The following is a 24,313-nucleotide window of genomic DNA, read 5'->3' as shown; positions in this document are numbered from 1 at the left end:
TCACCCGCTGTCAGTATCCCACATCACTCGGCGTGCCCACCCGCACCCGAGATACGCGCTTCAGCAAACGCCGTGGGGCCCGGCCGGGGCTAAATTCCGGGAAACCAGAGCGCGATCTCGCGCTTCGCCGAATCCTCCGAGTCGGAGCCGTGCACCAGGTTGAACTGCGTTTCCAGGCCGAAGTCGCCGCGGATGGTGCCCGGCGTGGCCTTGTCGACCGGGTCGGTACCCCCGGCGACCTGCCGAAACGCCGCGATCGCGCGGGGTCCCTCGACGACCGCGGCCACCACCGGCCCCGAGGTGATGAATTCCAGCAACGACCCGAAGAACGGCTTGCCCTCGTGTTCGGCGTAGTGCTGGCCGGCCAGCTCCTCGCTGACGTGCCGGAGCTCCAGCGCCGCGATGATGAGGCCTTTTCGCTCGATGCGGCTGATGATCTCGCCTATCAGGTGCCGCTCCACGGCATCAGGTTTGATCAGTACGAGGGTCCGTTCGGTCACGGCGGACAGCGTACAGAACCCTTTGCCGCTTGGCCCTACTCCTGCCTGCGGCGGACCTCGGCGCGGAAGTAGGCGATGAGCGCCCACAACCCGGTGAACAGCACCCCGATGAATCCCACCCCGGGGTAGACGGCGAAGCCGGCCAACAGCACCACCTGGATGCCCAGGTTCGCCCAGATCGCCCAGGGCCTGCGCTGCAGCCCGGCCAGCACGACCAGCGCCACCGCCAGGCCGATCAGGTAGCCCAGCGACGCGCCGGTCAGCCCGCCGCCGACGGCGCCCACCACCGGTATCGCCAGCAGCACCACGATCGCCTCGAGGATCAGCGTCGCGGCCATCACCGCACCGAAGCTCTTCCACGGATCGGCGGGCGGCGCCGCATTGTTGTCGGTCATTGCGGATCACGACCGAACAGGCTGCGGGCGGCCCCGGCGGTGACCACCGAGCCGGTGACGACGATCCCTGTGCCCGAAAACGATTCTCCCGCATCGCTTTCCGTCGCGGCGTCGTCGACCAGGGCGGTCGCGACGTCGATGGCGTCGCGCAGGTTCTCCGCGGTGGTGACGCGGTCGGGCCCGAACCGCTCGCCGGCGGCCAGCGCCAGCGCCTCGACATCCAGCGCCCGTGGCGAACCGTTGTGGGTCACGACGACGGAGTCGAACGCCGGCTCCAGCGCCGCGAGGATGCCGTCCACGTCCTTGTCGGCCATCACGCTGATCACCCCGACCAGAAACCGAAAGTCGAACTCGCCGGCCAGCGTCTGTGCCAGCGCGGCCGCACCGGCGGGATTGTGCGCGGCGTCGATGAACACCGTGGGGGCGCTGCGCAGGCGCTCCAGCCGCCCCGGGCTGGTGACGGCCGCGAAGCCGGCCCGGACGGCGTCGACGTCGAGCTGGCGCTGCGCGCCGGCGCCGAAAAAGGCCTCGACCGCCGCCAGCGCCACCGCCGCGTTGTGCGCCTGGTGTTCGCCGTGCAGCGGCAGGTAGACGTCGGAGTACACCCCGCCGAGGCCCTGCAGCTGCAGCACCTGGCCGCCGATGGCGATCTGACGGCCCAGGACCGCGAACTCCGAATCCTCGCGGGCCACCGCGGCGTCGGCGCGCACGGCCTGGGCCAGCAGCGCTTCCATCGCCTCGGGCACCTGGCGCGCGATGACGGCGACGGTGTCCGGCGCGCCGTCCGGCGCCCCGGTGATGATCCCGGCCTTCTCGCCGGCGATCCCGGCGATGTCGTGGCCGAGGTAGTCGACGTGGTCGATGCCGATCGGGGTGATCACCGCCACCGGCGCGTTGACCACGTTGGTGGCGTCCCAGCGCCCGCCCATGCCGACCTCTACGACGGCGACGTCGACGGGCGCGTCGGCGAACGCGGCGAACGCCATCGCCGTGAGCACCTCGAACTTGCTCATCCGGGGGCCCTTGTCGGCCTGCGACTGCGCATCGACCATCTGGACGAACGGCTCGACCTCCCGGTAGGTCGCCACGTACTGGGCCGGGCTGATCGGCAGGCCGTCGATCGCGATGCGTTCGACCGCCGACTGCAGGTGCGGGCTGGTGGTGCGGCCGGTGCGCCGGCCCAGCGCGGTCACCAGCGCGTCGACCATGCGCGCCACCGACGTCTTGCCGTTGGTGCCCGCGATGTGGATCGACGGATAGCCCAGCTGCGGCGACCCCAGCAGGTCCATCAGGGCGCTGATCCGAGTCAGGCTCGGCTCGATCTTGGTTTCCGGCCAGCGTTGGTCGAGGAGGTGCTCGACCTGCAGCAGGGACGCGATCTCATCCGGTGTGGGAGCCGCTTCGATGGCCCGCTCGGGCGGCTCGGTCATTGCAGCGCGGCCAGCCTGCCGGTGATCCGCTCGGTTTCCTCCTGGGCCACGCGCGCACGGTCACGGATCTTGGCGACCACCTGCTCGGGCGCCTTGGCGAGGAAGTCGGCGTTGCCCAGCTTGGCCGCCGTCGACGCCAGCTCCTTTTGCGCGGCGGCCAGATCCTTTTCCAGGCGGCGGCGCTCGGCGGCGACGTCGATGGTGCCCGACGTGTCGAGCTCGACGACGACGGTGCCACCGCTGAGGCGCACCTCCACAGACGCCGACGGGTGAAAACCCGGACCCGGCTCGGTGAGCCACGCCAGCGACGTCACCGCGCTCACCTGGCCGCCGAGGCCCGCGCCCTCGACGTCGCCCAGGCGGGCCGGCACCTTCTGCCGGTCCGCCAGGCCCTGTTCGCTGCGGAACCGCCGGACCTCGGTGACGAGCCGCTGCATGTCGCTGATTCGCTGCGCGGCAACCTGATCCAGCGAGATGCCCGACGATTTCGGCCACTCGGCGATCACCAACGACTCCTGGTTGGTCAACGCCTGCCACAGCGCCTCGGTAAGGAACGGGATGACCGGATGCAGCAGGCGCAACAGCGTGTCGAGCACCGCGGCCAGCACGGCGGTGGTGTGCGCGAGCCCGTCGGCCAGCTGCGTCTTGGCCAGTTCGACGTACCAGTCGCAGAACTCGTCCCACGCGAAGTGGTAGAGCGATTCGCAGGCCCGGCTGAACTCGTAGCCATCGAAGGCCGAATCAACCTCGGCGCGAACCTCTTCCAACCGTCCGAGGATCCAGCGATCGGCGTCGGTGAGCTCGGTCTGGGCGGGCAGGGGCGCCAGGGCTGCGCCGTTCAGCAGCGCGTACCGGGTGGCGTTGAACAGCTTGGTGCCGAAGTTGCGCGACGCCCGGACGGCATCCTCCCCGACGGACAGGTCGCCGCCCGGGCTGGCGCCGCGGGCCAGCGTGAACCGCAGCGCGTCGGCCCCGAAAGCCTCGACCCAGTCCAGCGGGTCGATGACGTTGCCCTTGGACTTGCTCATCTTGCGGCCGAATTCGTCCCGGATCAGCCCGTGCAGAAAGACGTCGGTGAACGGAACCTGTGGCCCACGACGGCCGCCGAGGGTGATCGCTTCGTCGCCGCCGACGAAGGTGCCGAACATCATCATCCGGGCGACCCAGAAGAACAGGATGTCGTAGCCGGTCACGAGAACGCTTGTCGGGTAGAACTTTTCCAGTTCCGGCGTCCGCTCCGGCCAGCCCAGCGTGGAGAACGGCCACAGCGCGGACGAGAACCAGGTGTCCAGCACGTCGGGGTCCTGCTCCCAGCCTTCCGGCGGCGTCTCGTCGGGACCGACACACACCTGTTCGCCGCCCGGCCCATACCAGATCGGGATGCGGTGGCCCCACCAGAGCTGGCGCGAGATGCACCAGTCGTGCATGTCGTCGACCCAGGCGAACCAGCGCGGCTCCAGGCTGGCGGGATGAATCACGGTGTCCCCGTTGCGAACCGCATCGCCGGCGGCCTTGGCCAGCGATTCCACCCGGACCCACCACTGCAGCGACAGCCGCGGCTCGATCGGCTCGCCGCTACGCTCGGAATGCCCGACGCTGTGCAGATAGGGCCGCTTCTCCTCGACGACCCGGCCCTGCGCGGAAAGGGCTTCGCGTACGGCGACCCGGGCTTCGAAACGATCCATCCCGTCGAATTGCGTTCCGGTGTCAGCGATTCGGCCCTTGGCGTCCATGATCGAGATCATCGGCAGCTCGTGCCGCAGCCCGATTTCGAAGTCGTTCGGGTCGTGGGCGGGCGTGACTTTGACTGCGCCCGTGCCGAATTCGGGATCGACGTGCTCGTCGGCGACGACGACGAGCGCGCGGTCCACGAACGGGTGCGGCAGGCTGGTGCCGACCAGGTGCCGGTAACGGTCGTCGTCGGGATGCACGGCGATCGCGGTGTCGCCCAGCATGGTCTCCACCCGGGTGGTGGCGACCACGATGTGGGGCTCGTCGTCGTTGAGTGATCCGTAGCGGAACGAGACCAGCTCGCCCTCGACGTCGAGGTAGTTCACCTCCAGGTCCGAGATCGCGGTCTGCAGCACCGGGGACCAGTTGACCAGGCGTTCGGCCTGATAGATCAGCCCGGCGTCGTAGAGCCGCTTGAAGATGGTCCGCACGGCCCGGGATAGCCCCTCGTCCATGGTGAACCGGTCGCGGCTCCAGTCCACGCCGTCGCCGAGGCGGCGCATCTGACCACCGATGGCGCCCCCGGACTCACGCTTCCAGTCCCACACCTTCTCGACGAAGAGTTCCCGGCCGAAGTCCTCCTTGGTCTTGCCGTCGACGGCGAGCTGGCGTTCCACCACGCTTTGGGTCGCGATGCCCGCGTGGTCCATCCCCGGCTGCCACAGCACCTCGTAGCCCTGCATGCGCTTGCGGCGGGTCAGCGCGTCCATCATGGTGTGTTCCAGCGCGTGGCCCATGTGCAGGCTGCCGGTGACATTCGGCGGCGGCAGCACGATCGAGTAGGCGGGCTTCGTGCTGCTCGCGTCCGCCTTGAAGTAGCCCGCGTCCAGCCACTTCTGGTAGATCGCGTCCTCCATCGAGGCCGGTTCCCACGACTTGGGCAGCGGGTCGGCGGCGGGGCGGGGGCTGGCGGTCACCGGTCAATTCTAGGGATGCGCGGAGCTCACCCACCCAGCCGGTCAACGTGCAACGACACACCGGCGGCGGGTAATCGCACCAGCAACGCGTCGCCCATCGCCGCCGCCGGCGTCAGCACGCCGCGCAGGTCGGAGAGTTTGTCCCGGTCCAGCGCGAGGGCCAGGCCGCACTCCCCCAGCAGCACCGCGGTCGCCTTGTAACCGGGGTCGCCCCGCTGCTGCATGCGCGCCACGTAGCGGGCGCCGGTGGTCGTTGTGGTGTAGGTCTCGATCCGGTAGTAGCCGCGCTCGCGGGCCGCCTCGCTCGGACCGGTGCCCGGCTTGGGAACAACGCGCTCCACCAGGCGCCGCGGCAGGAAGCGGAAGTAGCGGCTTCCCAGCCCGAACATCGCGTTGCCGACGCCGCTCACGACGGCCGACGCCATCGGCGCGAGGGCCGATGATCCGAGGCTCATGTTCTCGTCGTAGCGGAACCGCCGGCCGTACGCCCAGTCCAGCAGCGCGTTGCTGCGCCGCACGATCCGGGTGTTGTAGGGCGCCATCAAGAACCCGGCGGTCCACACGCCGGACAGTTCCGGTGCGATCTGGCGACCACGCCGCCAGGGCAGGTCGGGCTGCCGGCCCAGGTCGGGTTCCGCGCCCCGGTCGGTGCTCAACGTGTAGGGGTCGAGGAGCTGGCGGCGCGCCTCGGGGTCGCGCGACGCGGTGTCCATGATTTCGACTCCGGAGGCGATGGTGCCGCCGGACAGCCCGCCGGACATGGAGCGCACCACCATGTGCGTGTCCCCGAGCTCGCCGGCGCCGTCCCGCTGCGCGGCCCGGTGCAGTGCGTACACGCTCAAATCGGACGGGACCGAATCGAACCCGCAGGAGTGCACGATGCGGGCGCCGGTGTCGGCGGCCTGCTTGTGATGGAGGTCGATGCTTTCGCGGACGAACGTCGCCTCCCCGGTCAGGTCGGCGTAATCGGTGCCCGCGGCCGCGCACGCGGCGACCAGCGGCAGCCCGTATCGGGTGTAGGGCCCGACCGTCGTGACGACGACGCGGGTCCGGGCGGCCATCTCATCCAGCGTCGACGGCTGCGCCGCGTCGGCCGGCAGCACCGCCCAGCCCTGCGCGGCGTCGCCCAGGGTGTCGCGAACGGCGCGCAGCCGCTCCGGCGACCTGCCGGCCAACGCGATCCGCGCGCCCGCTCCCGCGCGGGCCAGGTATTGGGCGGTCAGCTTCCCGACGAAGCCGGTCGCCCCGTATAAGACGATGTCGAACTCGCGAGGCGTTGCGGTCATCGACCCGACGCTACCCGAGCCCGAGACAAGTGATGCCGGGCCGCGAGGCCCGGCATCACTTACCCCTCAGGAGGTGCGTCTACTGCGGTCAGCCGCGCCGACCGCAGACGGGCCACGCGCCGATGCCCTGCGTGTGCAGCACGTTCTCGGCCACGCGGATCTGCTCCTCGCGGCTGGCGCCGGACGGCGACCCCGAGCCACCGTTGGCGTGCCAGGTGCTCGAGGTGAACTGCAGGCCACCGGAGAAACCGTTACCGGTGCTGATCCCCCAGTTGCCACCCGACTCGCACTGCGCGATGGCGTCCCAGTTCACGCTGTACGCCTTGTGAGCCCGCGAAAGGAAGAAATTTGAAGAACGTCCGCAAGACGCTCATCCTCGCCGCGATCACAGGCACGCTGGTGGCGGTGGCGGAAGGCACCGTCACCAGCGTGCCTGTGATCGCGGCGAGGATGAGCGTCTTGCGGACGTTCTTCAAATTTCTTCCTTTCGCGGTGCGCGCGCGCCAAAGCAGACCCACCGCGGTGGGTCGAAGGCTTGATTGGTGCTCGAAGGTGCTCTGGGACGTGCCGTCTCGTTCAGGCACGCAGCGGCGGGCGCTCGATCTGCCCGGCGGGGTAGAACCCCGGGCCGCGAGGCGGCTCTGCCGCCCGCAGCCCCGCTCGCACGCGGGTCCGTGATTCGATTGTCGATTACTTTTCGTTAACCCGTTTTCGGGCTAACACGGACCGTACGAAACGCGGCCGCGTTCGTCATCTTCAGTAAACGGGTATCTCGGTTCGATAACGACCCGATCACGGCGCGGTCGCATAACGATCTCTGCAGGTCAGCCGCGCCTTTTCGAAACGTGCCCAGCGGCCGGTACAACGATCGGATCGTGAGCCGAATCACGCCAATTTTGTGAGCTGGCACACGTGTTAGCGGGCCGGGGCCACCGACTCTGTGGCCGGTGGCCCAATCGGCGACGGCGGCGAACCGGCGCACTATACAACAAGATACGCGCGATTGCCGAGCGACGCGCCCGGCTTGAACTATTCCGCCCGACGGGGAACGAACATGTCTGTGCGGCAAGGTCTTTTGCTGAGCCCTGTTGGGATGCTCACCAGTTCAATGACTTTCACATCAGACGGGCGATTTCGCCGCGGCCGGACGGCATTCCGGGGCCGGCGAACGCCGGGCTTCGCTGCGCGACAGCCGAATGTCGCGTTGCGCCAAGGCGTTACGAGACACGGCTCAAGCGGCCCGGCGAAAGGCAATATGGAAATGCGCGGCGCCAATTATTCAATGTCCAAAGAATGGCTTTGCACAAATCAATTTATTGTGGGCCGATCAAAAATGCGGACGTTCGCCCTCAGGCGCCGGGGCGCACCACCGCGCGCAGTTCGGCGGCCGTATTGACGTTCGTCAGCGGTCGCGAATCCGGTAGCACGATTTGCTGGGCGTCGGAGGCGTCGATCAGCGCGCTCATCTTGCGCTCGCCGGCGGCGACCAGCGCCTCGATCCGCTCGGCCAGATCGGTGCGGTACACCGCCGCCAGGTAGTGGCTGTGACCGTCCCACGGCAGTACCACCTCGGCGTCGGTCTCGGTGGCGAGGCGGACCAGATCGTCGATCACGTCGGCGTTCAGCAGCGGCATGTCGACGGCGCAGACGAACGCGAGCCGCGCGCCCGCCTCCGCGGCCGCACGCAGTCCCCGCCCGGTTGCCGACAGCGGTCCCAGACCGCGCACGTCGTCGCGGATGACGCGAGCCTGCAGCGGCGGCAGCGGTTGTCCCGGCGCGGCCATCACGAACACGGGTTCGCAGCGCTGCGCGACGACGCCGACGACATACTCGGCCATCGTGGCGGCTCCCCCGGGGCCGGGCAGGGTGGCCTTGTCGCGGCCCATGCGCCGCGACTCTCCCCCAGCGACTATCACCCCGGCCAGTGACACTGCGTCGGGCATCTGCTCGGCCACCTCAGTCGACGGTCCAGGTGTCGCGCCCGGTCAGCAGCGACTGCAGCGCGGCCGAGTCGAACGGCTTGGATGCCTGCGCGGCGCGGACCTGGGAGCGTGCCGCGTCGTCATAGGTGGGCCGGCTGATGTTGCGGAAGATGCCCAGCACGGTGTGGTCGAGGTTCTGATCCGACAGCCGCGACAGCGCGAACGCGTACGCCGAGTCGTCGGCGTGCGCGTCGTGCACGACGATCTCGTCGACGCTCACGTCGGCGGTCTTGGCCACCTCGAGGCTGAAGCCGGACTTCACCACGCAGTATTCTCCGTTGGCGCCGAACACAATGGGCTCGCCGTGGTGGACGTTGATCACCCGCTCCTCGGCGCCCTCCTTGCGCAGCGCGTCGAAGGAGCCGTCGTTGAAGATCGGGCAGTCCTGCAGGATTTCGACCACGGCGGCGCCCCGGTGTTCGGCGGCGGCGCGGAGTACCTCGGTCAGCCCGGTGCGGTCGGAGTCCAGCGCGCGACCGACGAAGGTGGCCTCGGCGCCCAGCGCCAGCGACACCGGGTTGAACGGCTGATCGAGCGAACCCATCGGGGTCGACTTGGTGATCTTGCCGACCTCCGACGTCGGCGAGTACTGGCCCTTGGTCAGGCCGTAGATCCGGTTGTTGAACAGCAGGATGGTGATGTTGACGTTGCGGCGCAGCGCGTGGATCAGGTGGTTGCCGCCGATCGACAACGCGTCACCGTCGCCGGTCACCACCCACACCGAAAGGTCCTCGCGGGCCAAGGCCAAACCGGTGGCGATCGCCGGCGCGCGGCCGTGGATCGAGTGGAACCCGTAGGTCTCCAGGTAGTACGGGAACCGGCTCGAGCAGCCGATGCCGCTGATGAAGACGATGTTCTCGCGGCGCAGTCCGAGCTCCGGCAGGAAGTTGCGGATGGTGTTGAGGATGACGTAGTCACCGCAGCCCGGGCACCAACGCACCTCCTGATCGCTGGTGAAATCCTTGGCCTTCTGCGGCTGATCCCCGGCAGACACCGTGGGGACGCCGTCGTTCTTGGTCAGCCTCGGGGTGACCCCGAGGTCCGCACCAACCAGGTCGGTCATTCGCTAGCTCCTGCTCCAACCGTTGCTGCCGCCATTCTGGCGACCATCTTCTTGTCTTGCTCGATTTCCGCCAGCGTGCCGCCCAGCGCGGCGCGGATGAGGCGCCCGATCTCGTCGGCGAGGAACGCGACGCCCTGCACCTTGGTGACGGACTGCACGTCGACCAGGTACTTGCCACGCAGGATCAGCGCCAGCTGGCCCAGGTTCATCTCCGGGCACACCACCATCGGGTAGCGCCGCAGCACGTCGCCCAGGTTCGGCGGGAACGGGCTGAGGTGGCGCAGGTGAGCATGGGCGACCTTGATGCCCTTGCGCCGGGCGCGCCGGCAGGCCTCGCCGATCGGACCATACGAGCTGCCCCACCCGATCAGCAGCAGCTCGGCATCCCCGGTCGGGTCGTCGACTTCGAGATCGGGAACGGCGATGCCGTCGATCTTGGCCTGGCGAATGCGCACCATGAGGTCGTGGTTGACCGGCTCGTAGGAGATGTTGCCGGAGCCGTTGGCGGCCTCCAGGCCACCGATGCGGTGCTCGAGCCCGGGGGTGCCCGGGACGGCGAACTGCCGGGCCAGCGTCTCCGGGTCGCGGTTGTACGGCTGGAAGGGCTCGTCGGGTTTGGCGAAGGCGTGCCTGATCGGCAGCAGCGAGCCAACGTCCGGGATGCGCCACGGCTCCGAGCCGTTGGCGATCGCGCCGTCGGACAGCACGATCACCGGGGTGTGGTACGACACCGCGATGCGCACCGCCTCGATCGCGGTTTCGAAGCAGTCGGACGGCGATCGCGGCGCCACCACCGCCACCGGCGATTCCCCGTTGCGGCCGTACAGCGCCTGCAGCAGGTCGGCCTGCTCGGTCTTGGTGGGCAGCCCCGTCGACGGGCCGCCCCGCTGCACGTCGATAACCAGCAGCGGCAGCTCGGTCATCACCGCGAGGCCCAGCGCCTCGGACTTCAGCGAGATGCCGGGTCCGGACGTGCTGGTGACGCCGAGGGCGCCGCCGTAGGAGGCGCCGATCGCCGCGCAGATGCCGCCGATCTCGTCCTCGGCCTGGAAGGTGATCACGTTGAAGTTCTTGTGCTTGGAGAGCTCGTGCAGGATGTCCGAGGCCGGCGTGATGGGGTAACTGCCGAGAACGACCTGGATGCCGGCCAGCTGACCGGCGGTGACGATGCCGTAGGACAGCGCCGTGTTGCCGGAGATCTGGCGGTATTCGCCCGACGGCAGGGACGCCCGGGAGACCTCGTAGGTGGTGCCGAACGCCTCGGTGGTTTCGCCGTAGTTCCAGCCCGCCTTCAGCGCGAGCACGTTGGCCTCGGCGATGTCGGGCTTGCGGGCGAACTTCTCGCGGATGAATTTCTCGCTGGCTTCGATCGGCCGCCCGTACATCCACGACAACAGGCCGAGCGCGAACATGTTCTTGGCGCGCTGGCCGTCCTTCTTCGACGCACCGATCGCCTCGACGGCCCCGAGGGTCAGCGTCGTCATCGCGACGGAGTGCACGACGTACTCTTCGAGCTCGTCGGACTCCAGCGGGTTCGTGATGTAGCCGACCTTCGTCAGGTTGCGCTTGGTGAACTCGTCGGAGTTCGCGATCACCATTCCGCCGCGCGGCAAATCGTCGATGTTGGCCTTCAGCGCCGCCGGATTCATGGCGACGAGGACATCGGGGCGGTCGCCGGCGGTCAAGATGTCGTAATCGGCGATCTGAATCTGAAAGGAAGAGACCCCGGGCAAAGTGCCTGCGGGGGCGCGGATCTCGGCGGGGTAGTTCGGCTGGGTCGCGAGGTCGTTTCCGAAAAGCGCCGCCTCCGACGTGAACCGGTCGCCGGTCAGCTGCATGCCGTCGCCGGAGTCCCCGGCGAATCGGATGACAACCTGTTCTAGACGTTGGCGGTCGGCCGACCCATTCCCAGAGGAGCCATTGTGAGAATCAGACCCGGCTCCGCTGCCGTTCGGATCCACGTATCCGCCTTCCATTCGTCATCCGGATAGGCACTGCGCTGGAGCTTTAGGTTACGCGCCGTTGAGGCCACTCCTGCACGCTCGACCTTGTGTGTCACTAGTAGTACCAATTATGGCACTGCTTTTAGGCGAGCATGGGCGTCTCGAAAGCATTGCATGCAGCGGATTTGTCCCCAATGCCGAAGTCAGGCAAGGGCGGCGGTGCGGACAGTCCAAAACTGTGGTATTGGTCACGTTCGCGGTGCGGACGGGGCGCCGCGCTGTAGCGGGGCCGTTTCGGGCATCGCCACGAGATACACGACGAAGCCCGCGGCGGCCAGGGCGCCCAGAAAGGCGAAGGCGGCGTTGTAGCCGCCGGCGACCACGATGGCGCCCGCGACCAGGTTCGAGACCGCAGCGCCGACGCCCGTCGCGGCCGTCACCGCCCCCAGGCTGATGTTGAACCGGCCGGTCCCGTGCGTCACGTCCTGCACGACGAGGGGGAACAGCGCACCGAACACACCGGCCCCCACGCCGTCGAGAAGCTGGACGCCGACCAGCCAATAGGGGTTGCCCGACAGGGTGTAGAGGAACCCGCGCGCGGCCAGCACCGCGAATCCGGCCAGGAAGATCGGCTTGCGGCCCCACGAATCGGCCTTGGCGCCCGCCACGTAGGCGACCGGCACCATCACCACCTGGGCGGCCACGATGCAGCCCGCCATCAGCGCCGTCCCGACGTCTTTGTTGTGCAGCGCCAGGAGCTGACCGACCAGGGGCAGCATCGCCGCGTTGGCGAAGTGGAAGGCGATGACCGTCGCGGCGAAGATCATCAGCCTGCGGTTGTGCAGCAGCACCGCCAGCCTTGACGGCTGCCGGTGCGGCTCCCCGGCGGCGTGGTCCATGCCGCGCGCGACGTCGTGATCGATCGCGTCGCGCGGGATGCGCAGGGTCGCGAGCACACTGCCTGCGGCCATCGCGGCGAGCACCCAGAACACCACCACCGGCCCGAGGAAATATGCCAGGCCGCCGGTGATGGCCGCGGCCGACGCGTTCCCCGCGTGGTTGAACGCCTCGTTTCGTCCGACCCGCCGCGAGAACAGTCGGGGGCCGACGACGCCGAGGGTGATCGCCGCCAGCGCCGGGGCGAAAACCGAGCCGGCGATCCCGGTGAGCGCCTGGAGGACCGAGATCGAGTAGAAGCCGGGGAACAACGGCATTGCCAGCGATCCGGCGGTGACCGTCAGCGCACCGCCGATGATCACCGCCCGCTTGGCCGTCGTCCGGTCCACCAGCGCGCCGGCCGGCGCCTGCGCGACGATCGCCCCGATGCCGCCAACCGCCATGACGAACCCGATGGACCTCTGGTCCCAATGGTGTGTCAGCAGAAGGTAAATGGAGAGGTACGGGCCCAACCCGTCGCGAACATCGGCCAGCAGGAAGTTCAGTATGTCCAGCGCGCGCGCCAGGCGCTGGGGAACCGCGTCGGAGCTACTCAAGCCTCAGGCGGCCGGGATCGAGAAAACGCTAGGCGGTCTTGTCGCGCCGCTCGCTGCGCGACGGCTTGCGCGGCACGATCGTGGGGAGCACGTTGTCCTGCACGGTCTCCTTGGTCACCACGACCTTGGCGACGTCGTCGCGGCTCGGGATGTCGTACATCACCGGCAGCAGGACTTCCTCCATGATCGCCCGCAGGCCGCGGGCGCCCGTGCCGCGGTGGATCGCCTGATCGGCGATCGCCTCCAGCGCCTCGTCGGTGAATTCCAGTTCCACACCGTCCATTTCGAACAGCCGGGTGTACTGCTTGACCAACGCGTTCTTCGGCTCGGACAGGATCTTGACCAACGAATCCATGTCCAGGTTGGTTACCGAGGCCACGACCGGGAGCCGCCCGATGAACTCGGGGATCAGGCCGAACTTGATGAGGTCCTCGGGCATCACGTCGGCGAAATGATCGGTGGTGTCGATCTCGGCCTTGGAGCGCACCTCGGCGCCGAAGCCCAGACCGCGCTTGCCGACGCGCTCGTAGATGATCTTCTCCAGCCCGGCGAACGCACCCGCGACGATGAACAGCACGTTGGTGGTGTCGATCTGGATGAACTCCTGATGCGGGTGTTTGCGGCCGCCCTGCGGCGGCACCGACGCCTGGGTGCCCTCCAGGATTTTCAGCAGGGCCTGCTGCACGCCCTCCCCGGAGACGTCACGGGTGATCGACGGGTTCTCGCTCTTGCGCGCGATCTTGTCGACCTCGTCGATGTAGATGATGCCGGTCTCGGCGCGCTTGACGTCGTAGTCGGCGGCCTGGATGAGCTTGAGCAGGATGTTCTCGACGTCCTCGCCGACGTAGCCGGCCTCGGTCAGCGCCGTGGCGTCGGCGATGGCGAACGGCACGTTGAGCATCTTGGCCAGCGTCTGGGCCAGGTAGGTCTTGCCGCAGCCGGTGGGCCCGAGCATCAGGATGTTGGACTTGGTCAGCTCCACCGGCTCGGACCGGGAGTCGCGGCCCTTCTCGCCGGCCTGGATGCGCTTGTAGTGGTTGTAGACGGCGACGGCCAGCGTGCGCTTGGCGGTGTCCTGCCCGATGACGTAACCCTCCAGGAATTCCCGGATCTCGGCGGGCTTGGGCAGTTCGTCGAGCTTGACGTCGTCGGCGTCGGCGAGCTCCTCTTCGATGATCTCGTTGCACAGATCGATGCACTCATCGCAGATGTACACACCGGGGCCAGCAATGAGTTTCTTGACCTGCTTTTGGCTCTTCCCGCAGAACGAGCACTTAAGCAGGTCGCCGCCGTCTCCGATGCGCGCCATGGTGCTGAGGGCCTACTTCCTGTTCGCCGTTCGTCGTGCTATGCCGCATGTATTCCCCGACGCTACCCGCTAGCTCGGGCCCCCCGCGACCATTACCGCTGAATCGCGTCTTTGATATTCGAGGGAGTTCGTGGGACGTTCATGCGCTTCGGTCTGAATGAAACATATAGCTAGACGGCCCCCTCACTGCCGAGACGCGCATTCCGTGCCTTTGGCGTGTCGCGGTCGTTACCCGAGCGAGTCCGGTCCGCTGCAACAACCCTACATTTACCGGGTGGGATTGGCAGTCCGGTTTTCCGGGTTCGGTGGGCCCGGCGAATCCGTACTGATCAGCGACGGCGGCCTGGCCACCGAGCTGGAGGCACGCGGACACGATCTTTCCGACCCGTTGTGGTCGGCCCGGCTGCTGGCCGACGCGCCGCACGAGATCGCCGCGGTCCACGCCGCCTACTTTCGCGCCGGTGCCACGATCGCGACGACGGCCAGCTATCAGGCGTCGTTTCAAGGGTTCGCGGCGCGCGGAATCGACCGGCGCGCGGCCACGGTCCTGCTGCGCCGCAGCGTCGAACTCGCGAGGGCCGCGCGCGACGAAGCCGGCGCGGCCGGGCTGATCGCCGCCTCGGTCGGCCCGTACGGCGCCGCGCTGGCCGACGGGTCCGAATATCGCGGCCGCTACGGCCTGTCGGTCGCGGCCTTGACGCGGTGGCACCGGCCCCGCTTGGAGACCCTGGCCGACGCCGGGGCCGACGTGCTGGCGTGCGAGACGGTGCCCGATGTCGACGAGGCCGAGGCCCTGGTCGATCTGGTCCGCTCCGTCGGCACGCCGGCCTGGCTCAGCTACACCATCGACGGGACGCGGACCCGCGCCGGACAGCCGCTTGCCGACGCGTTCGCCGTGGCGGCCGGGGTGCCCGAGATCGTCGCGATCGGGGTGAATTGCTGCGCGCCCGACGACGTGGCGCCGGCGGTCGCCCTGGCCGCGGCCGTCGGCAAGCCGGTGATCGTCTACCCGAACAGCGGTGAGCGCTGGGATGGTCGCGCGTGGACGGGGGCCGTTCGGTTCTCGGCGGAATTGGCCGCGCAGTGGGCCGCGGCCGGCGCGCGCATCATCGGCGGCTGCTGCCGCGTGGGGCCGGCCGACATCGCGGAGTTGGCGTCGGAACTTTCACCGAGCCTGTAATTTTGCAGGCCGCTACTCGCATTTTCGCTGCAGAATTACAGTCTCGGCGAGCCCGCGTTACGCCGTCTGCGCCGAGAGCTTGCGGTACTCCAGGACCGTGTCGATGATCCCGTAGTCCTTGGCCTCTTCGGCGGTCAGGATCTTGTCGCGGTCGGTGTCCTTGCGGATCGTCGCGGCGTCCTTACCGGTGTGGCGGGCCAGCGTGGTCTCCATCAGGGTGCGCATCCGCTCGATCTCGGCCGCCTGGATCTCCAGATCGGAGAACTGGCCCTGGATCACGCCCGACAGCGACGGCTGGTGGATCAGCACCCGCGCGTTGGGCAGCGCCATCCGCTTGCCCGGCGTGCCCGCGGCCAGCAGCACGGCCGCGGCCGAGGCGGCCTGGCCCAGGCACACCGTCTGGATGTCGGCGCGCACGTACTGCATGGTGTCGTATATCGCCATCAGCGACGTGAACCCGCCGCCGGGCGAGTTGATGTACATGGTGATGTCGCGGTCGGGGTCCAGCGACTCCAACACCAGCAGCTGCGCCATGATGTCGTTCGCCGACGCGTCGTCGACCTGGACGCCGAGGAAGATGATGCGCTCCTCGAACAGCTTGTTGTAGGGGTTGGATTCCTTGACGCCGAAGCTCGAGTGCTCGATGAACGACGGCAGGATGTACCGCGCCTGGGGCTGGAGCCGGGGATCGAGAGGGTTCACTGTGCTTCTCCGTTGGTGATGTGGGCGGCGCGGGTGATGATGTGGTCGACGAACCCGTATTCCAGGGCCTCCGGGGCGGTGAACCAGCGGTCGCGGTCGGAATCGGCCTCGATGCGCTCGATCGACTGTCCGGTGAATTCGGCGTTCAGCCGGAACATCTCCTTCTTGATGACCGTGAACTGCTCGGCCTGGATGGCGATGTCGGCCGCGCTGCCGGTCACCCCGCCCAGCGGCTGGTGCATCAGGATGCGGGCGTGCGGCAGCGCGTAGCGCTTGCCTTTGGTGCCGGCCGCCAGCAGGAACTCGCCCATCGAGGCGGCCATGCCCATCGCGTAGGTGGCGATGTCGCACGGCGCGAGCACCATGGTGTCGTAGATGGCCATGCCGGCGCTGATCGATCCGCCCGGCGAGTTGATGTACAGGGAGATGTCTTTGTCGGCGTCTTCGGCGGCGAGCAGCAGAATCTGAGCGCACAGCCGGTTGGCGACCTCGTCGTTGACCTCCGAACCCAGAAAGATGATGCGCTCGGAGAGCAAGCGCTCATAGACGGAGTCCGTGAGGTTGAGGCCCTGCGAGGGTGAACGCATCTCAGTCACGACTGGGTTACCTGCTTTCTCGAGTTCTTCTATGCACCGACCCTAACCAACCGGCCCGCCGTGTGGCGGCCGCGCCGCCCCTGAAATGGCCGCGTTCGCTCACAGCGTCACGGTGGGTCACTCCGCACCGTCGCCGGGGGCCTCGGCCCCCTCGGCTTCCTCGGCCTCGGCTCCCTTGGCTTCGACGGCCTCGCCGACCTTGGCTTCCTCGGCCTCGGCTCCCTTGACTTCGACGGCCTCGCCGCCCTCCGGGCGCTTGCCGAAGAACTCACTGGTGTCGATGGCGTTGCCGTCGGTGTCGGTGACGGTCGCAGCGTCGACCACGGCGGCAATGGCCAACCCGCGGCGCACGTCGGCGAACATCGCCGGCAGCTGGTTGTTCTCTTGCAGGTACGCGAACAGCTGCTGCGGCTCGATGCCGTACTGCCGGGAGGTCATCACCAGCCGCTCGGTCAGGTCCTCCTGGCCGACCCGGATGTCCAGCTCGTCGGCCAGCGCATCCAGCAGCAGCTGCTTCTTGACGTCGGACTCGGCGGCGTTGTGCGCGTCGACCTCGAACTGCTGGCGCGACTTGCCCTGCTCGTGCAGCGCCTCCGCGAGCTTCGCTTCGTCGTGGTCGAAGCCGTGCAGCGCGTTGTGCACGGCGCTGTCGACCTGGGCCTTGACGATGGCCTCCGGCAGCGGCACGTCGACCTGCTCGAGCAGCGCTTCGATCGTGGCGTCCCGGATCTGCTCCGCCTGCTGGGCGCGCTTGACGCGACCCACCTGCTCGCGCAGGTTCGACCGCAACTCGTCGATGGTGTCGAATTCGCTTGCCAATTGCGCGAACTCGTCGTCCGGCGGGGGAAGCTCACGCTCCTTGATCGACCTGACGGTCACGGTGACCTGCGCGTCCTTGCCCGCGTGCTCGCCGGTGGCCAACTGCGCGGTGAATTCCTTCGACTCGTCGACGGACAGGCCGACCAGCGCGTCGTCCAGTCCCGCGATGAGCCGGCCGGAGCCGACCTCGTGCGAGAGCCCCTCCGCGGCCGCGCCCGGCACCTCCTCGCCGTCGACGGTGGCCGACAGGTCGATCGAGACGAAGTCGCCGTCGGCGACCGGCCGGTCGACGCCCTTGAGGGTGCCGAACCGGGCGCGCAGCGACTCCAGTTCGGCGTCGACGTCGTCGTCGCTGACCTCGATCGGGTCGACCGAGACCTGTAACGAGCTGAGCTCCGGAAGGGCGATCTTGGGGCGGATGTCGACCTCGGCGGTGAAGGCCAGCTCCTCGCCGTACTCCTTCTTGGTGACCTCGATGTCGGGCTGCCCGAGCGGGTGGACTTCCGCCTCGGCGACCGCCTGGCCGTAGCGGGCGGGCAACGCCTCGTTGACGACCTGGTCGAGCATCGCCTCCCGGCCGAAGCGGGCCTCGAGCAGTTTGGCCGGCGCCTTGCCGGGCCGGAATCCGGGCAGCCGGACCTGCTTGGCCAGCTCCTTGTAGGCCCGCTGGAAATCGGGCTCGAGTTCGGTGAACGGCACCTCCACGTTGATGCGCACCCGGGTGGGGCTCAACTGCTCGACGCTGCTCTTCACGGGTGTGCTCCTCGGTGTTCGGTGGATCGGGCCAGTGTTGGTCGGGGTGACAGGATTTGAACCTGCGGCCTTCCGCTCCCAAAGCGGATGCGCTACCAAGCTGCGCTACACCCCGCGCTGACCTCGAAATCCTACGGCCCGGGGGCATTGGCCTCGCAGGGGACCGTCCAGACCCTGGGACCTCACGGAGCCATCACAGAACCGCTTCGATTAGATTTGAAGTTCGCCGCCAGATACAGTCTCGCTCGACTAAAGCTTGCGGGCGTAGCTCAATGGTAGAGCCCTAGTCTTCCAAACTAGCTACGCGGGTTCGATTCCCGTCGCCCGCTCGGTAACTGCCTGCGCCAACAGGGGGGGGCCATGCGCCACGCCGACATCCACGGCTCGTGCGCGTCGAAGTTCGTCGGTGTCCGCGACGCGTTCGAGCGCAACTTCGTGCTGGGCAAAGAGGTCGGCGCGGCCGTGGCGGTGTGGGTTGACGGTGACCTCGTCGTCAACCTTTGGGGCGGCTGGGCCAACGCCGCCGGCACCCGGCCCTGGAAACAGAACACCCTGACGACGGTGTTGTCCGGCACCAAGGGGCTGTCGGCCACCTGCGTGCACCAGCTGGCCGACCGCGGCGAGCTGGACCTGCACGCGCCGGTAGCGCGCTACTGGCCCGAGTTCGGTCAGGCGGGCAAGGAAGCCATCACGCTGGCCATGGTGCTGGGCCACCGCTCCGGCGTCATCGGACCGCGCACCCGGATGCGGTGGGAAGACGTCGCCGACTGGAACTTCGTCTGCGAGCAACTCGCCGCCGCCGAACCCTGGTGGGAGCCGGGCACCGCGCAGGGCTACCACATGACCACGTTCGGCTTCATCGTCGGCGAAGTGTTCCGCCGCGTCACCGGGCGCACCATCGGCCAATACCTGCGGACCGAGATGGCCGAACCGCTGGGCGCCGACGTCCACATCGGCCTGCCCGCCACCGAGCAGCGCCGCTGCGCCGAGCGGGTGAACAAGCCGCACGCCAGGGACCTGCTGGCCGAGGCGCAGGCGCCCGGCTACCCGACCAGCCTGGCCGAACACCCCAAGGCGGGACTGTCCATCGCGATGGGGTTCGCGCCCGACGACGAACTGGGCTCGCACGACCTGCGCTTGTGGCGCGAGCTGGAGTTCCCCGGCACCAACGGCCAGGTGTCGGCGCTGGGGTTGGCGACCTTCTACAACGCGCTCGCGCAGGAGAAGCTCCTGAGTCGTGAGCACATGGAGCGGGTCCGGGTCTCGCAGGGCGGTTTCGACACCGATTTGGTGCTCGGCCCCCGCGTCGCCGACCACGGCTGGGGTCTGGGCTACATGCTCAACCAGCGCTGCGTCAACGGACCCAACCCCCGGATCTTCGGTCACGGCGGGCTGGGCGGCTCGTTCGGGTTCGTGGACCTGGAGCACCGGATCGGCTACGGCTACGTGGCGAATCGTTTCGACGCCACCAAGGCCAACGCGGATCCGCGCAGCCTCGCGCTGAGCAACGAGGTCTACGCCGCGCTGGGCCTCATCGACCGCGTCCGGGATTGATCACTTCTGGCAGACCGGGCACCAGAACACGTTTCGGCCCTCCAGCACCTCCGTGCGGATCGGGCCGCCGCACACCCGGCACGCATCGCCGGCGCGCCGGTACACATACGTCCGCGGCCGCCCGGGCCGGTACGACGGCGCACCGTGGTCGTGTTCGGGCAGCACCACGACGATCTTGCCGCGACGCAGCCCGACCTTCATCAACGCCACCAGGTCGGTCCACGCCGCGTCGAACTCCGCCTCGCCGATCTCCCGCCCGGGCCGGAACGGATCGATGCGGTGGCGGAACAGCAGCTCGCTGCGGTAGACGTTGCCCACGCCGGCGATGACGGTCTGGTCCATCAATAGCGCGCCAATGGGCCTGCGCGACTTGGCGATTCGCGCCCACGCCCACGCCGGGTCGGCGTCGCTGCGCAACGGGTCGGGGCCGAGCCTGGCCAGGATGGCGCTGACCTGTCCCTCGTCGAGGAGTTCGCACACCGTCGCGCCGCGCAAATCGGTGCCGTAGTCGGCGCCGACCATCCGCATCCGCACCTGCCCCACCGGTTCGGGTAGCGGCGCGCCGTCGGGACGCTCCCACTCGGTGAACGCGCCGTAGAGGCCCAGATGCACGTGCACGATCGGGCCGCCTCGAGAGGGCTCGTAGTGATGAAACAGGTGCTTGCCCCACACGCTGGTGCGGCGCAGCACCCGGCCGTCCACCACGGCCGCCTCCGCGGCGAACCGGCCCTGCGGGCTGGACACCGCGACCGGCGTTCCGCCGTATCGGCGCTGATGCAGCCGGGCCAGCCGGTGCAGGGTGTGCCCCTCGGGCACCTTCAGCCCTGGGCGCCGGGCACCGGCGGCACCTGGTGGGTGCGTTCGTACTCGGCAAGGATGTCGATACGGCGTTGGTGGCGTGCGGCTTTCGACCACTGCGCGCTCAGAAAGGCGTCGACGATCGCCAGCGCCTCGACCACGGTGTGCATGCGGCCACCGATGCCGATCAGCTGCGCGTTGTTGTGCTCGCGGGCCAGCGTCGCGGTCTCGACGCTCCACGCCAACGCGCACCGGGCCCCCGGCACCTTGTTGGCCGCGATCTGCTCACCGTTGCCCGATCCGCCCAGCACGATGCCCAGGCTGTCCGGGTCGGCCACGGTGCGCGTCGCGGCGGCGATGCAGAACGCCGGGTAGTCGTCCTCGGCGTCGTACGTGAACGCGCCGCAATCGATCGGCTCGTGCCCGGCTTCCTTCAGGTGGGCGACGATGTGCTGCTTGAGCTCGAATCCGGCGTGGTCAGAGCCGAGGTAGACGCGCATGCCCGCAATCCTTACACAGCGGGTCGCCGCCTAGCGATCTAGTCGAATTCGGGCTTCTCCGTGCGGGTCCGCTTGAGTTCGAAGAAGTGCGGGTAGGACGCGAAGGTCACCGAGGCATCCCACAGCTTGCCGGCTTCCTCGCCGCGCGGGATCTTCGACAGCACCGGCCCGAAGAACGCGACCCCGTTGACGTGGATGGTCGGCGTGCCGACGTCGTCGCCGACGGCGTCCATCCCGGCGTGGTGGCTCTTGCGCAACGCCTCGTCATAGTCTTCGCTGTGCGCGGCCTCGGCGAGCTCCGCGGGCAGGCCGGCGTCGGCCAGCGACAGCTTGATGACCTCCTCGAGGTTCTTGTTGTCCTCGTTGTGAATCCGGGTGCCCATCGCGGTGTACAGCGGGTCCAGGACCTTGGCGCCATGGGCCTGTTCGGCGGCGATGGCCACCCGCACCGGCCCCCACGCGTGCTTCATCATTTCGCGGTACTTGTCGTTCAGGCCTTCGCGGTTCTCGTTGAGGATCGCGAGGCTCATGACGTGGAAGTGCACCTCGATGTCGCGCACCTTCTCGACCTCGAGGATCCACCGCGACGTGATCCAGCACCACGGGCACAGCGGATCGAACCAGAAGTCGGCTCGGTTCTTCTCGGGCATAGCGCAGTCCTTTCGTCGGTCAAGACACCTTCAGGCACAACCGTAGGCCGCTCCCGGGTGTTCCCGTCCTGCTCGGCACGTAAGTTGGACGCGTGGTCCTTCCTAACCTCACCCGCGACCAGGCCGTCGAACGCGCCGCCCTGATCACCGTCGACAGCTACCAGATCCACCTGGACGTCACCGACGGCAAGGGCGCGCCCGGCGAACGTACCTTCCGCTCCACCACGACCGTCGTGTTCGACGCGCTGCCCGGCGCCGACACGTACATCGACCTCGCCGCCGAGACGGTGCGTGGCGCCACCCTCAACGGCCGCGAACTCGACGTGTCCGGGTACGAGGAATCGACCGGCATCCCGCTGCGTGGGCTCGAGCAGCGGAACACGCTCGTCGTCGACGCCGACTGCCGCTACTCCAACACCGGCGAGGGACTGCACCGCTTCGTCGACCCGGTCGACGACGAGGCCTACCTGTATTCGCAATTCGAAACCGCCGACGCCAAGCGCATGTTCGCCTGCTTCGACCAGCCCGATCTCAAAGCGACTTTCGAGGTGCGGGTCGTCGCCCCCAAGCACTGGAAGGTGATTTCCAACGGCGCCCCCGAGTCGGTCCGCGACGGGGTGCACACGTTCGCCGCCACGCCGCGGATGAGCACCTACCTGGTGGCCCTGATCGCCGGCCCGTACGCCGAATGGAAGGACTCCTACACCGACGAGCACGGCGAGATCCCGCTGGGCATCTACTGCCGCGCCTCGTTGGCCCCGCACATGGACGCCGAGCGGTTGTTCACCCAAACCAAGCAGGGATTTGGGTTCTACCACAAGAACTTTGGCTTGCCGTACGCGTTCGGCAAGTATGACCAGCTGTTCGTCCCGGAATTCAACGCCGGAGCCATGGAGAACGCGGGGGCGGTCACCTTCCTCGAGGACTACGTGTTCCGCAGCAAGGTCACCCGCGCCTCCTACGAGCGGCGCGCCGAGACGGTGCTGCACGAGATGGCGCACATGTGGTTCGGGGACCTGGTGACCATGACGTGGTGGGACGATTTGTGGCTCAACGAGTCGTTCGCGACCTTCGCGTCGGTGTTGTGTCAAAGCGAGGCAACCGAATTCACCGAGGCCTGGACGACGTTCGCCACCGTCGAAAAGTCGTGGGCGTACCGCCAGGACCAGTTGCCGTCGACGCATCCGATCGCCGCGGAGATCCCCGACCTGGCCGCCGTCGAGGTGAACTTCGACGGAATCACGTACGCCAAGGGCGCTTCGGTGCTCAAGCAGCTCGTCGCCTACGTCGGGCTGGAGCAGTTCCTGGCCGGGCTGCGCGACTACTTCCGCACCCACGCCTACGGCAATGCCACGTTCGACGACCTGATCGCCGCGCTGGAGCAGGCGTCCGGCCGCGACCTGTCCGACTGGGGCCGGCAGTGGCTGAAGACCACCGGGCTCAACACGCTGCGACCCGAATTCGACGTCGACGCCGACGGCAAGTTCACCCGGTTCGTCGTGCGACAAAGCGGCGCCGAGCCCGGTGCGGGTGAGACGCGGGTGCATCGGCTGGCCATCGGCATCTACGACGACGGTGATGCAAGCGGCAAGCTGGTGCGGGTGCACCGCGAAGAGCTCGACGTCGAGGGACCACAGACGGAAGTCCCTGCACTGGTGGGGGTTTCGCGCGGCAAACTGATCCTGGTCAACGACGACGACCTGACCTATTGCTCGCTGCGCCTCGACACCCAGTCGCTGCAGACCGCGCTCGAGCGCATCGCCGACATCGCCGAGCCGCTGCCCCGCTCGCTGGTGTGGTCGGCGGCGTGGGAGATGACCCGCGAGGCCGAGCTGCGCGCCCGCGACTTCGTGGCATTGGTCGCCGGCGGCGTGCAGGCCGAAACCGAGGTGGGGGTGCTGCAACGGCTGCTGATGCAGGCACAGACCGCGCTGGCGTCCTACGCCGAGCCGGGCTGGGCGCGGGAGCACGGCTGGCCGCAATTCGCCGACCGGCTGCTGGAGCTGGCGCGCGCGGCGCAACCCGGATCCGACCACCAGCTGGCGTTCGTCAACACGCTGTGCACGTCGGTGCTGTCGACGCGGCACGTCGTGGTGCTGGCCGACCTGCTCGATCACGACCCCGCCGAGCTGGGGTTGGCCGGCCTGGAGATCGACACCGACCTGCGCTGGCGGCTGGTGACGGCGCTGGCCGCCGCCGGCGAGATCGACGCCGACGGGCTCCCGACGCCGTTCATCGACGCCGAGGTGCAGCGCGACCCGACCGCCGCCGGAAGGCGCCACGGCGCCCAGGCGGCGGCGGCCCGGCCGCAGCTGCGGGTGAAGGAGCAGGCCTGGACGACGGTGGTCGAGGACGACACCCTGGCCAACATCACGGCGCGCTCGATGATCGCCGGCATCGCGCCGCCCGGGCAGCACGAGCTGCTCAAGCCGTTCACCGCGCGCTACTTCGACGCGATCGCCGGAGTCTGGGCGCGGCGATCCAGCGAGGTCGCCCAGACGGTGGTGATCGGCCTGTACCCCCACTGGGACATCAGCGAGGCCGGCATCGCGGCCGCCGACGAGTTCCTCGGCGATCCTGACATTCCGCCGGCCCTGCGGCGCCTGGTGCTGGAAGGCCAGGCCGGCGTCAAGCGGTCGCTGAACGCCCGAAAGTTCGACGCCGCCGGCTAACGCCACCCGCGAGCGTGCGTGTCTGTACGACGACACGCCG

At 68.4% G+C, this 24,313-nt stretch carries 20 protein-coding genes, 2 tRNA genes and 1 pseudogene; 5 read left to right on the top strand and 18 right to left on the bottom strand.

Features of this window, described 5'->3' with window-relative positions:
• Nucleotides 1–89: 89 nt before the first annotated feature.
• The 6 genes and pseudogenes from ndk to MTAB308_RS25930 all read right to left on the bottom strand — a co-directional run.
• On the bottom strand, nt 90–500 hold the full coding sequence (ndk, locus tag MTAB308_RS25955; RefSeq protein WP_077103428.1) for a nucleoside-diphosphate kinase: 411 nt from the start codon (nt 498–500) through the stop codon (nt 90–92).
• Between the two features lie 35 nt (nt 501–535).
• Nucleotides 536–895 carry a DUF4233 domain-containing protein gene (locus MTAB308_RS25950; protein ID WP_077103426.1) on the bottom strand — a complete coding sequence of 120 codons (360 nt, stop codon included), beginning with the start codon at nt 893–895 and terminating at the stop codon, nt 536–538.
• Nucleotides 892–2,325: a bifunctional tetrahydrofolate synthase/dihydrofolate synthase gene (gene folC, locus MTAB308_RS25945; protein WP_077103424.1), complete on the bottom strand. Its 1,434-nt coding sequence runs from the start codon at nt 2,323–2,325 to the stop codon at nt 892–894. Before folC ends, MTAB308_RS25950 begins: the two co-directional genes overlap by 4 nt.
• Entirely contained in the window at nt 2,322–4,973 is a 2,652-nt protein-coding gene (locus MTAB308_RS25940) for a valine--tRNA ligase (protein WP_077103422.1), read from the bottom strand. Before MTAB308_RS25940 ends, folC begins: the two co-directional genes overlap by 4 nt.
• A 26-nt stretch (nt 4,974–4,999) precedes the next feature.
• A complete protein-coding gene (locus tag MTAB308_RS25935) occupies nt 5,000–6,259 on the bottom strand; it encodes a saccharopine dehydrogenase family protein (RefSeq protein ID WP_077103420.1) in 1,260 nt (419 codons plus the stop codon).
• An 88-nt stretch (nt 6,260–6,347) separates the two neighbouring features.
• Nucleotides 6,348–6,581, bottom strand: a pseudogene (locus MTAB308_RS25930) (transglycosylase family protein); the annotation flags it as partial.
• A gap of 26 nt (nt 6,582–6,607) precedes the next feature.
• Here MTAB308_RS25930 and MTAB308_RS29475 point away from each other — a divergent pair.
• Nucleotides 6,608–6,937: a hypothetical protein gene (locus tag MTAB308_RS29475; protein WP_216823695.1), complete on the top strand. Its 330-nt coding sequence runs from the start codon at nt 6,608–6,610 to the stop codon at nt 6,935–6,937.
• A gap of 671 nt (nt 6,938–7,608) precedes the next feature.
• Here MTAB308_RS29475 and mobA read toward each other — a convergent pair.
• The 5 genes from mobA to clpX all read right to left on the bottom strand — a co-directional run bounded on the left by mobA (nt 7,609) and on the right by clpX (nt 14,049).
• Nucleotides 7,609–8,202 carry a molybdenum cofactor guanylyltransferase gene (gene mobA, locus MTAB308_RS25920; RefSeq protein WP_077104805.1) on the bottom strand — a complete coding sequence of 198 codons (594 nt, stop codon included), beginning with the start codon at nt 8,200–8,202 and terminating at the stop codon, nt 7,609–7,611.
• Nucleotides 8,203–8,215: 13 nt separating this feature from the next.
• Entirely contained in the window at nt 8,216–9,304 is a 1,089-nt protein-coding gene (locus MTAB308_RS25915; RefSeq protein WP_077103416.1) for a 2-oxoacid:ferredoxin oxidoreductase subunit beta, read from the bottom strand.
• Entirely contained in the window at nt 9,301–11,265 is a 1,965-nt protein-coding gene (locus tag MTAB308_RS25910) for a 2-oxoacid:acceptor oxidoreductase subunit alpha (protein ID WP_108637473.1), read from the bottom strand. The genes MTAB308_RS25915 and MTAB308_RS25910 overlap by 4 nt, the downstream gene beginning before the upstream one ends.
• Nucleotides 11,266–11,495: 230 nt before the next feature.
• Complete coding sequence (locus MTAB308_RS25905) at nt 11,496–12,740, bottom strand: MFS transporter (protein WP_077103413.1); 1,245 nt, start codon at nt 12,738–12,740, stop codon at nt 11,496–11,498.
• Nucleotides 12,741–12,768: 28 nt separating this feature from the next.
• The gene (gene clpX, locus MTAB308_RS25900) at nt 12,769–14,049 is read right to left on the bottom strand and encodes an ATP-dependent Clp protease ATP-binding subunit ClpX (protein WP_077103411.1); all 1,281 of its coding nucleotides are present in this window, start codon (nt 14,047–14,049) and stop codon (nt 12,769–12,771) included.
• 274 nt (nt 14,050–14,323) lie between these two features.
• Here clpX and mmuM point away from each other — a divergent pair, with 274 nt between their 5' ends.
• The gene (gene mmuM, locus MTAB308_RS25895) at nt 14,324–15,229 is read left to right on the top strand and encodes a homocysteine S-methyltransferase (RefSeq protein ID WP_077103409.1); all 906 of its coding nucleotides are present in this window, start codon (nt 14,324–14,326) and stop codon (nt 15,227–15,229) included.
• A 57-nt stretch (nt 15,230–15,286) separates the two neighbouring features.
• Here the strand turns inward: mmuM and clpP2 are convergent, their stop codons facing one another.
• From clpP2 to MTAB308_RS25875, 4 genes are all read right to left on the bottom strand, one after another.
• The gene (gene clpP2, locus MTAB308_RS25890; RefSeq protein ID WP_077103407.1) at nt 15,287–15,931 is read right to left on the bottom strand and encodes an ATP-dependent CLP protease proteolytic subunit ClpP2; all 645 of its coding nucleotides are present in this window, start codon (nt 15,929–15,931) and stop codon (nt 15,287–15,289) included.
• Nucleotides 15,928–16,518: an ATP-dependent CLP protease proteolytic subunit ClpP1 gene (clpP1, locus tag MTAB308_RS25885; RefSeq protein WP_077103405.1), complete on the bottom strand. Its 591-nt coding sequence runs from the start codon at nt 16,516–16,518 to the stop codon at nt 15,928–15,930. The genes clpP2 and clpP1 overlap by 4 nt, the downstream gene beginning before the upstream one ends.
• Before the next feature lie 126 nt (nt 16,519–16,644).
• Nucleotides 16,645–18,099 (bottom strand): trigger factor, encoded by a 1,455-nt coding sequence (gene tig, locus MTAB308_RS25880; RefSeq protein ID WP_077103403.1) that lies wholly within the window; start codon nt 18,097–18,099, stop codon nt 16,645–16,647.
• Nucleotides 18,100–18,137: 38 nt separating this feature from the next.
• A tRNA-Pro gene (locus tag MTAB308_RS25875) sits at nt 18,138–18,214 on the bottom strand.
• Nucleotides 18,215–18,357: 143 nt separating this feature from the next.
• Between MTAB308_RS25875 and MTAB308_RS25870 the strand changes: the two genes are divergently transcribed.
• Both MTAB308_RS25870 and MTAB308_RS25865 read left to right on the top strand, forming a co-directional pair.
• Nucleotides 18,358–18,428 (top strand) — tRNA-Gly (locus MTAB308_RS25870).
• 31 nt (nt 18,429–18,459) lie between these two features.
• On the top strand, nt 18,460–19,653 hold the full coding sequence (locus MTAB308_RS25865; RefSeq protein WP_077103401.1) for a serine hydrolase domain-containing protein: 1,194 nt from the start codon (nt 18,460–18,462) through the stop codon (nt 19,651–19,653).
• Here the strand turns inward: MTAB308_RS25865 and MTAB308_RS25860 are convergent, their stop codons facing one another.
• Genes MTAB308_RS25860 through MTAB308_RS25850 form a run of 3 tightly spaced genes read right to left on the bottom strand, consistent with a single transcriptional unit; the run spans nt 19,654 to nt 21,601 of the window.
• Nucleotides 19,654–20,469 carry an Fpg/Nei family DNA glycosylase gene (locus MTAB308_RS25860; RefSeq protein ID WP_077103399.1) on the bottom strand — a complete coding sequence of 272 codons (816 nt, stop codon included), beginning with the start codon at nt 20,467–20,469 and terminating at the stop codon, nt 19,654–19,656.
• 2 nt (nt 20,470–20,471) lie between these two features.
• A complete protein-coding gene (locus MTAB308_RS25855; RefSeq protein ID WP_077103397.1) occupies nt 20,472–20,951 on the bottom strand; it encodes a ribose-5-phosphate isomerase in 480 nt (159 codons plus the stop codon).
• Nucleotides 20,952–20,989: 38 nt separating this feature from the next.
• Nucleotides 20,990–21,601, bottom strand: coding sequence for an Rv2466c family mycothiol-dependent reductase (locus MTAB308_RS25850; protein ID WP_077103395.1), 612 nt, complete (start codon nt 21,599–21,601; stop codon nt 20,990–20,992).
• A gap of 92 nt (nt 21,602–21,693) precedes the next feature.
• Here MTAB308_RS25850 and pepN point away from each other — a divergent pair, with 92 nt between their 5' ends.
• Entirely contained in the window at nt 21,694–24,273 is a 2,580-nt protein-coding gene (gene pepN, locus MTAB308_RS25845; RefSeq protein WP_077103393.1) for an aminopeptidase N, read from the top strand.
• The last annotated feature ends 40 nt before the right edge of the window (nt 24,274–24,313 follow it).

The sequence above is a fragment of the Mycobacterium terramassiliense genome (assembly GCF_900157385.1).
Taxonomy (GTDB): domain Bacteria; phylum Actinomycetota; class Actinomycetes; order Mycobacteriales; family Mycobacteriaceae; genus Mycobacterium; species Mycobacterium terramassiliense.
Note: the sequence above shows the minus strand (reverse complement) of the source record. Positions and strands in the feature narration are given on the sequence as shown.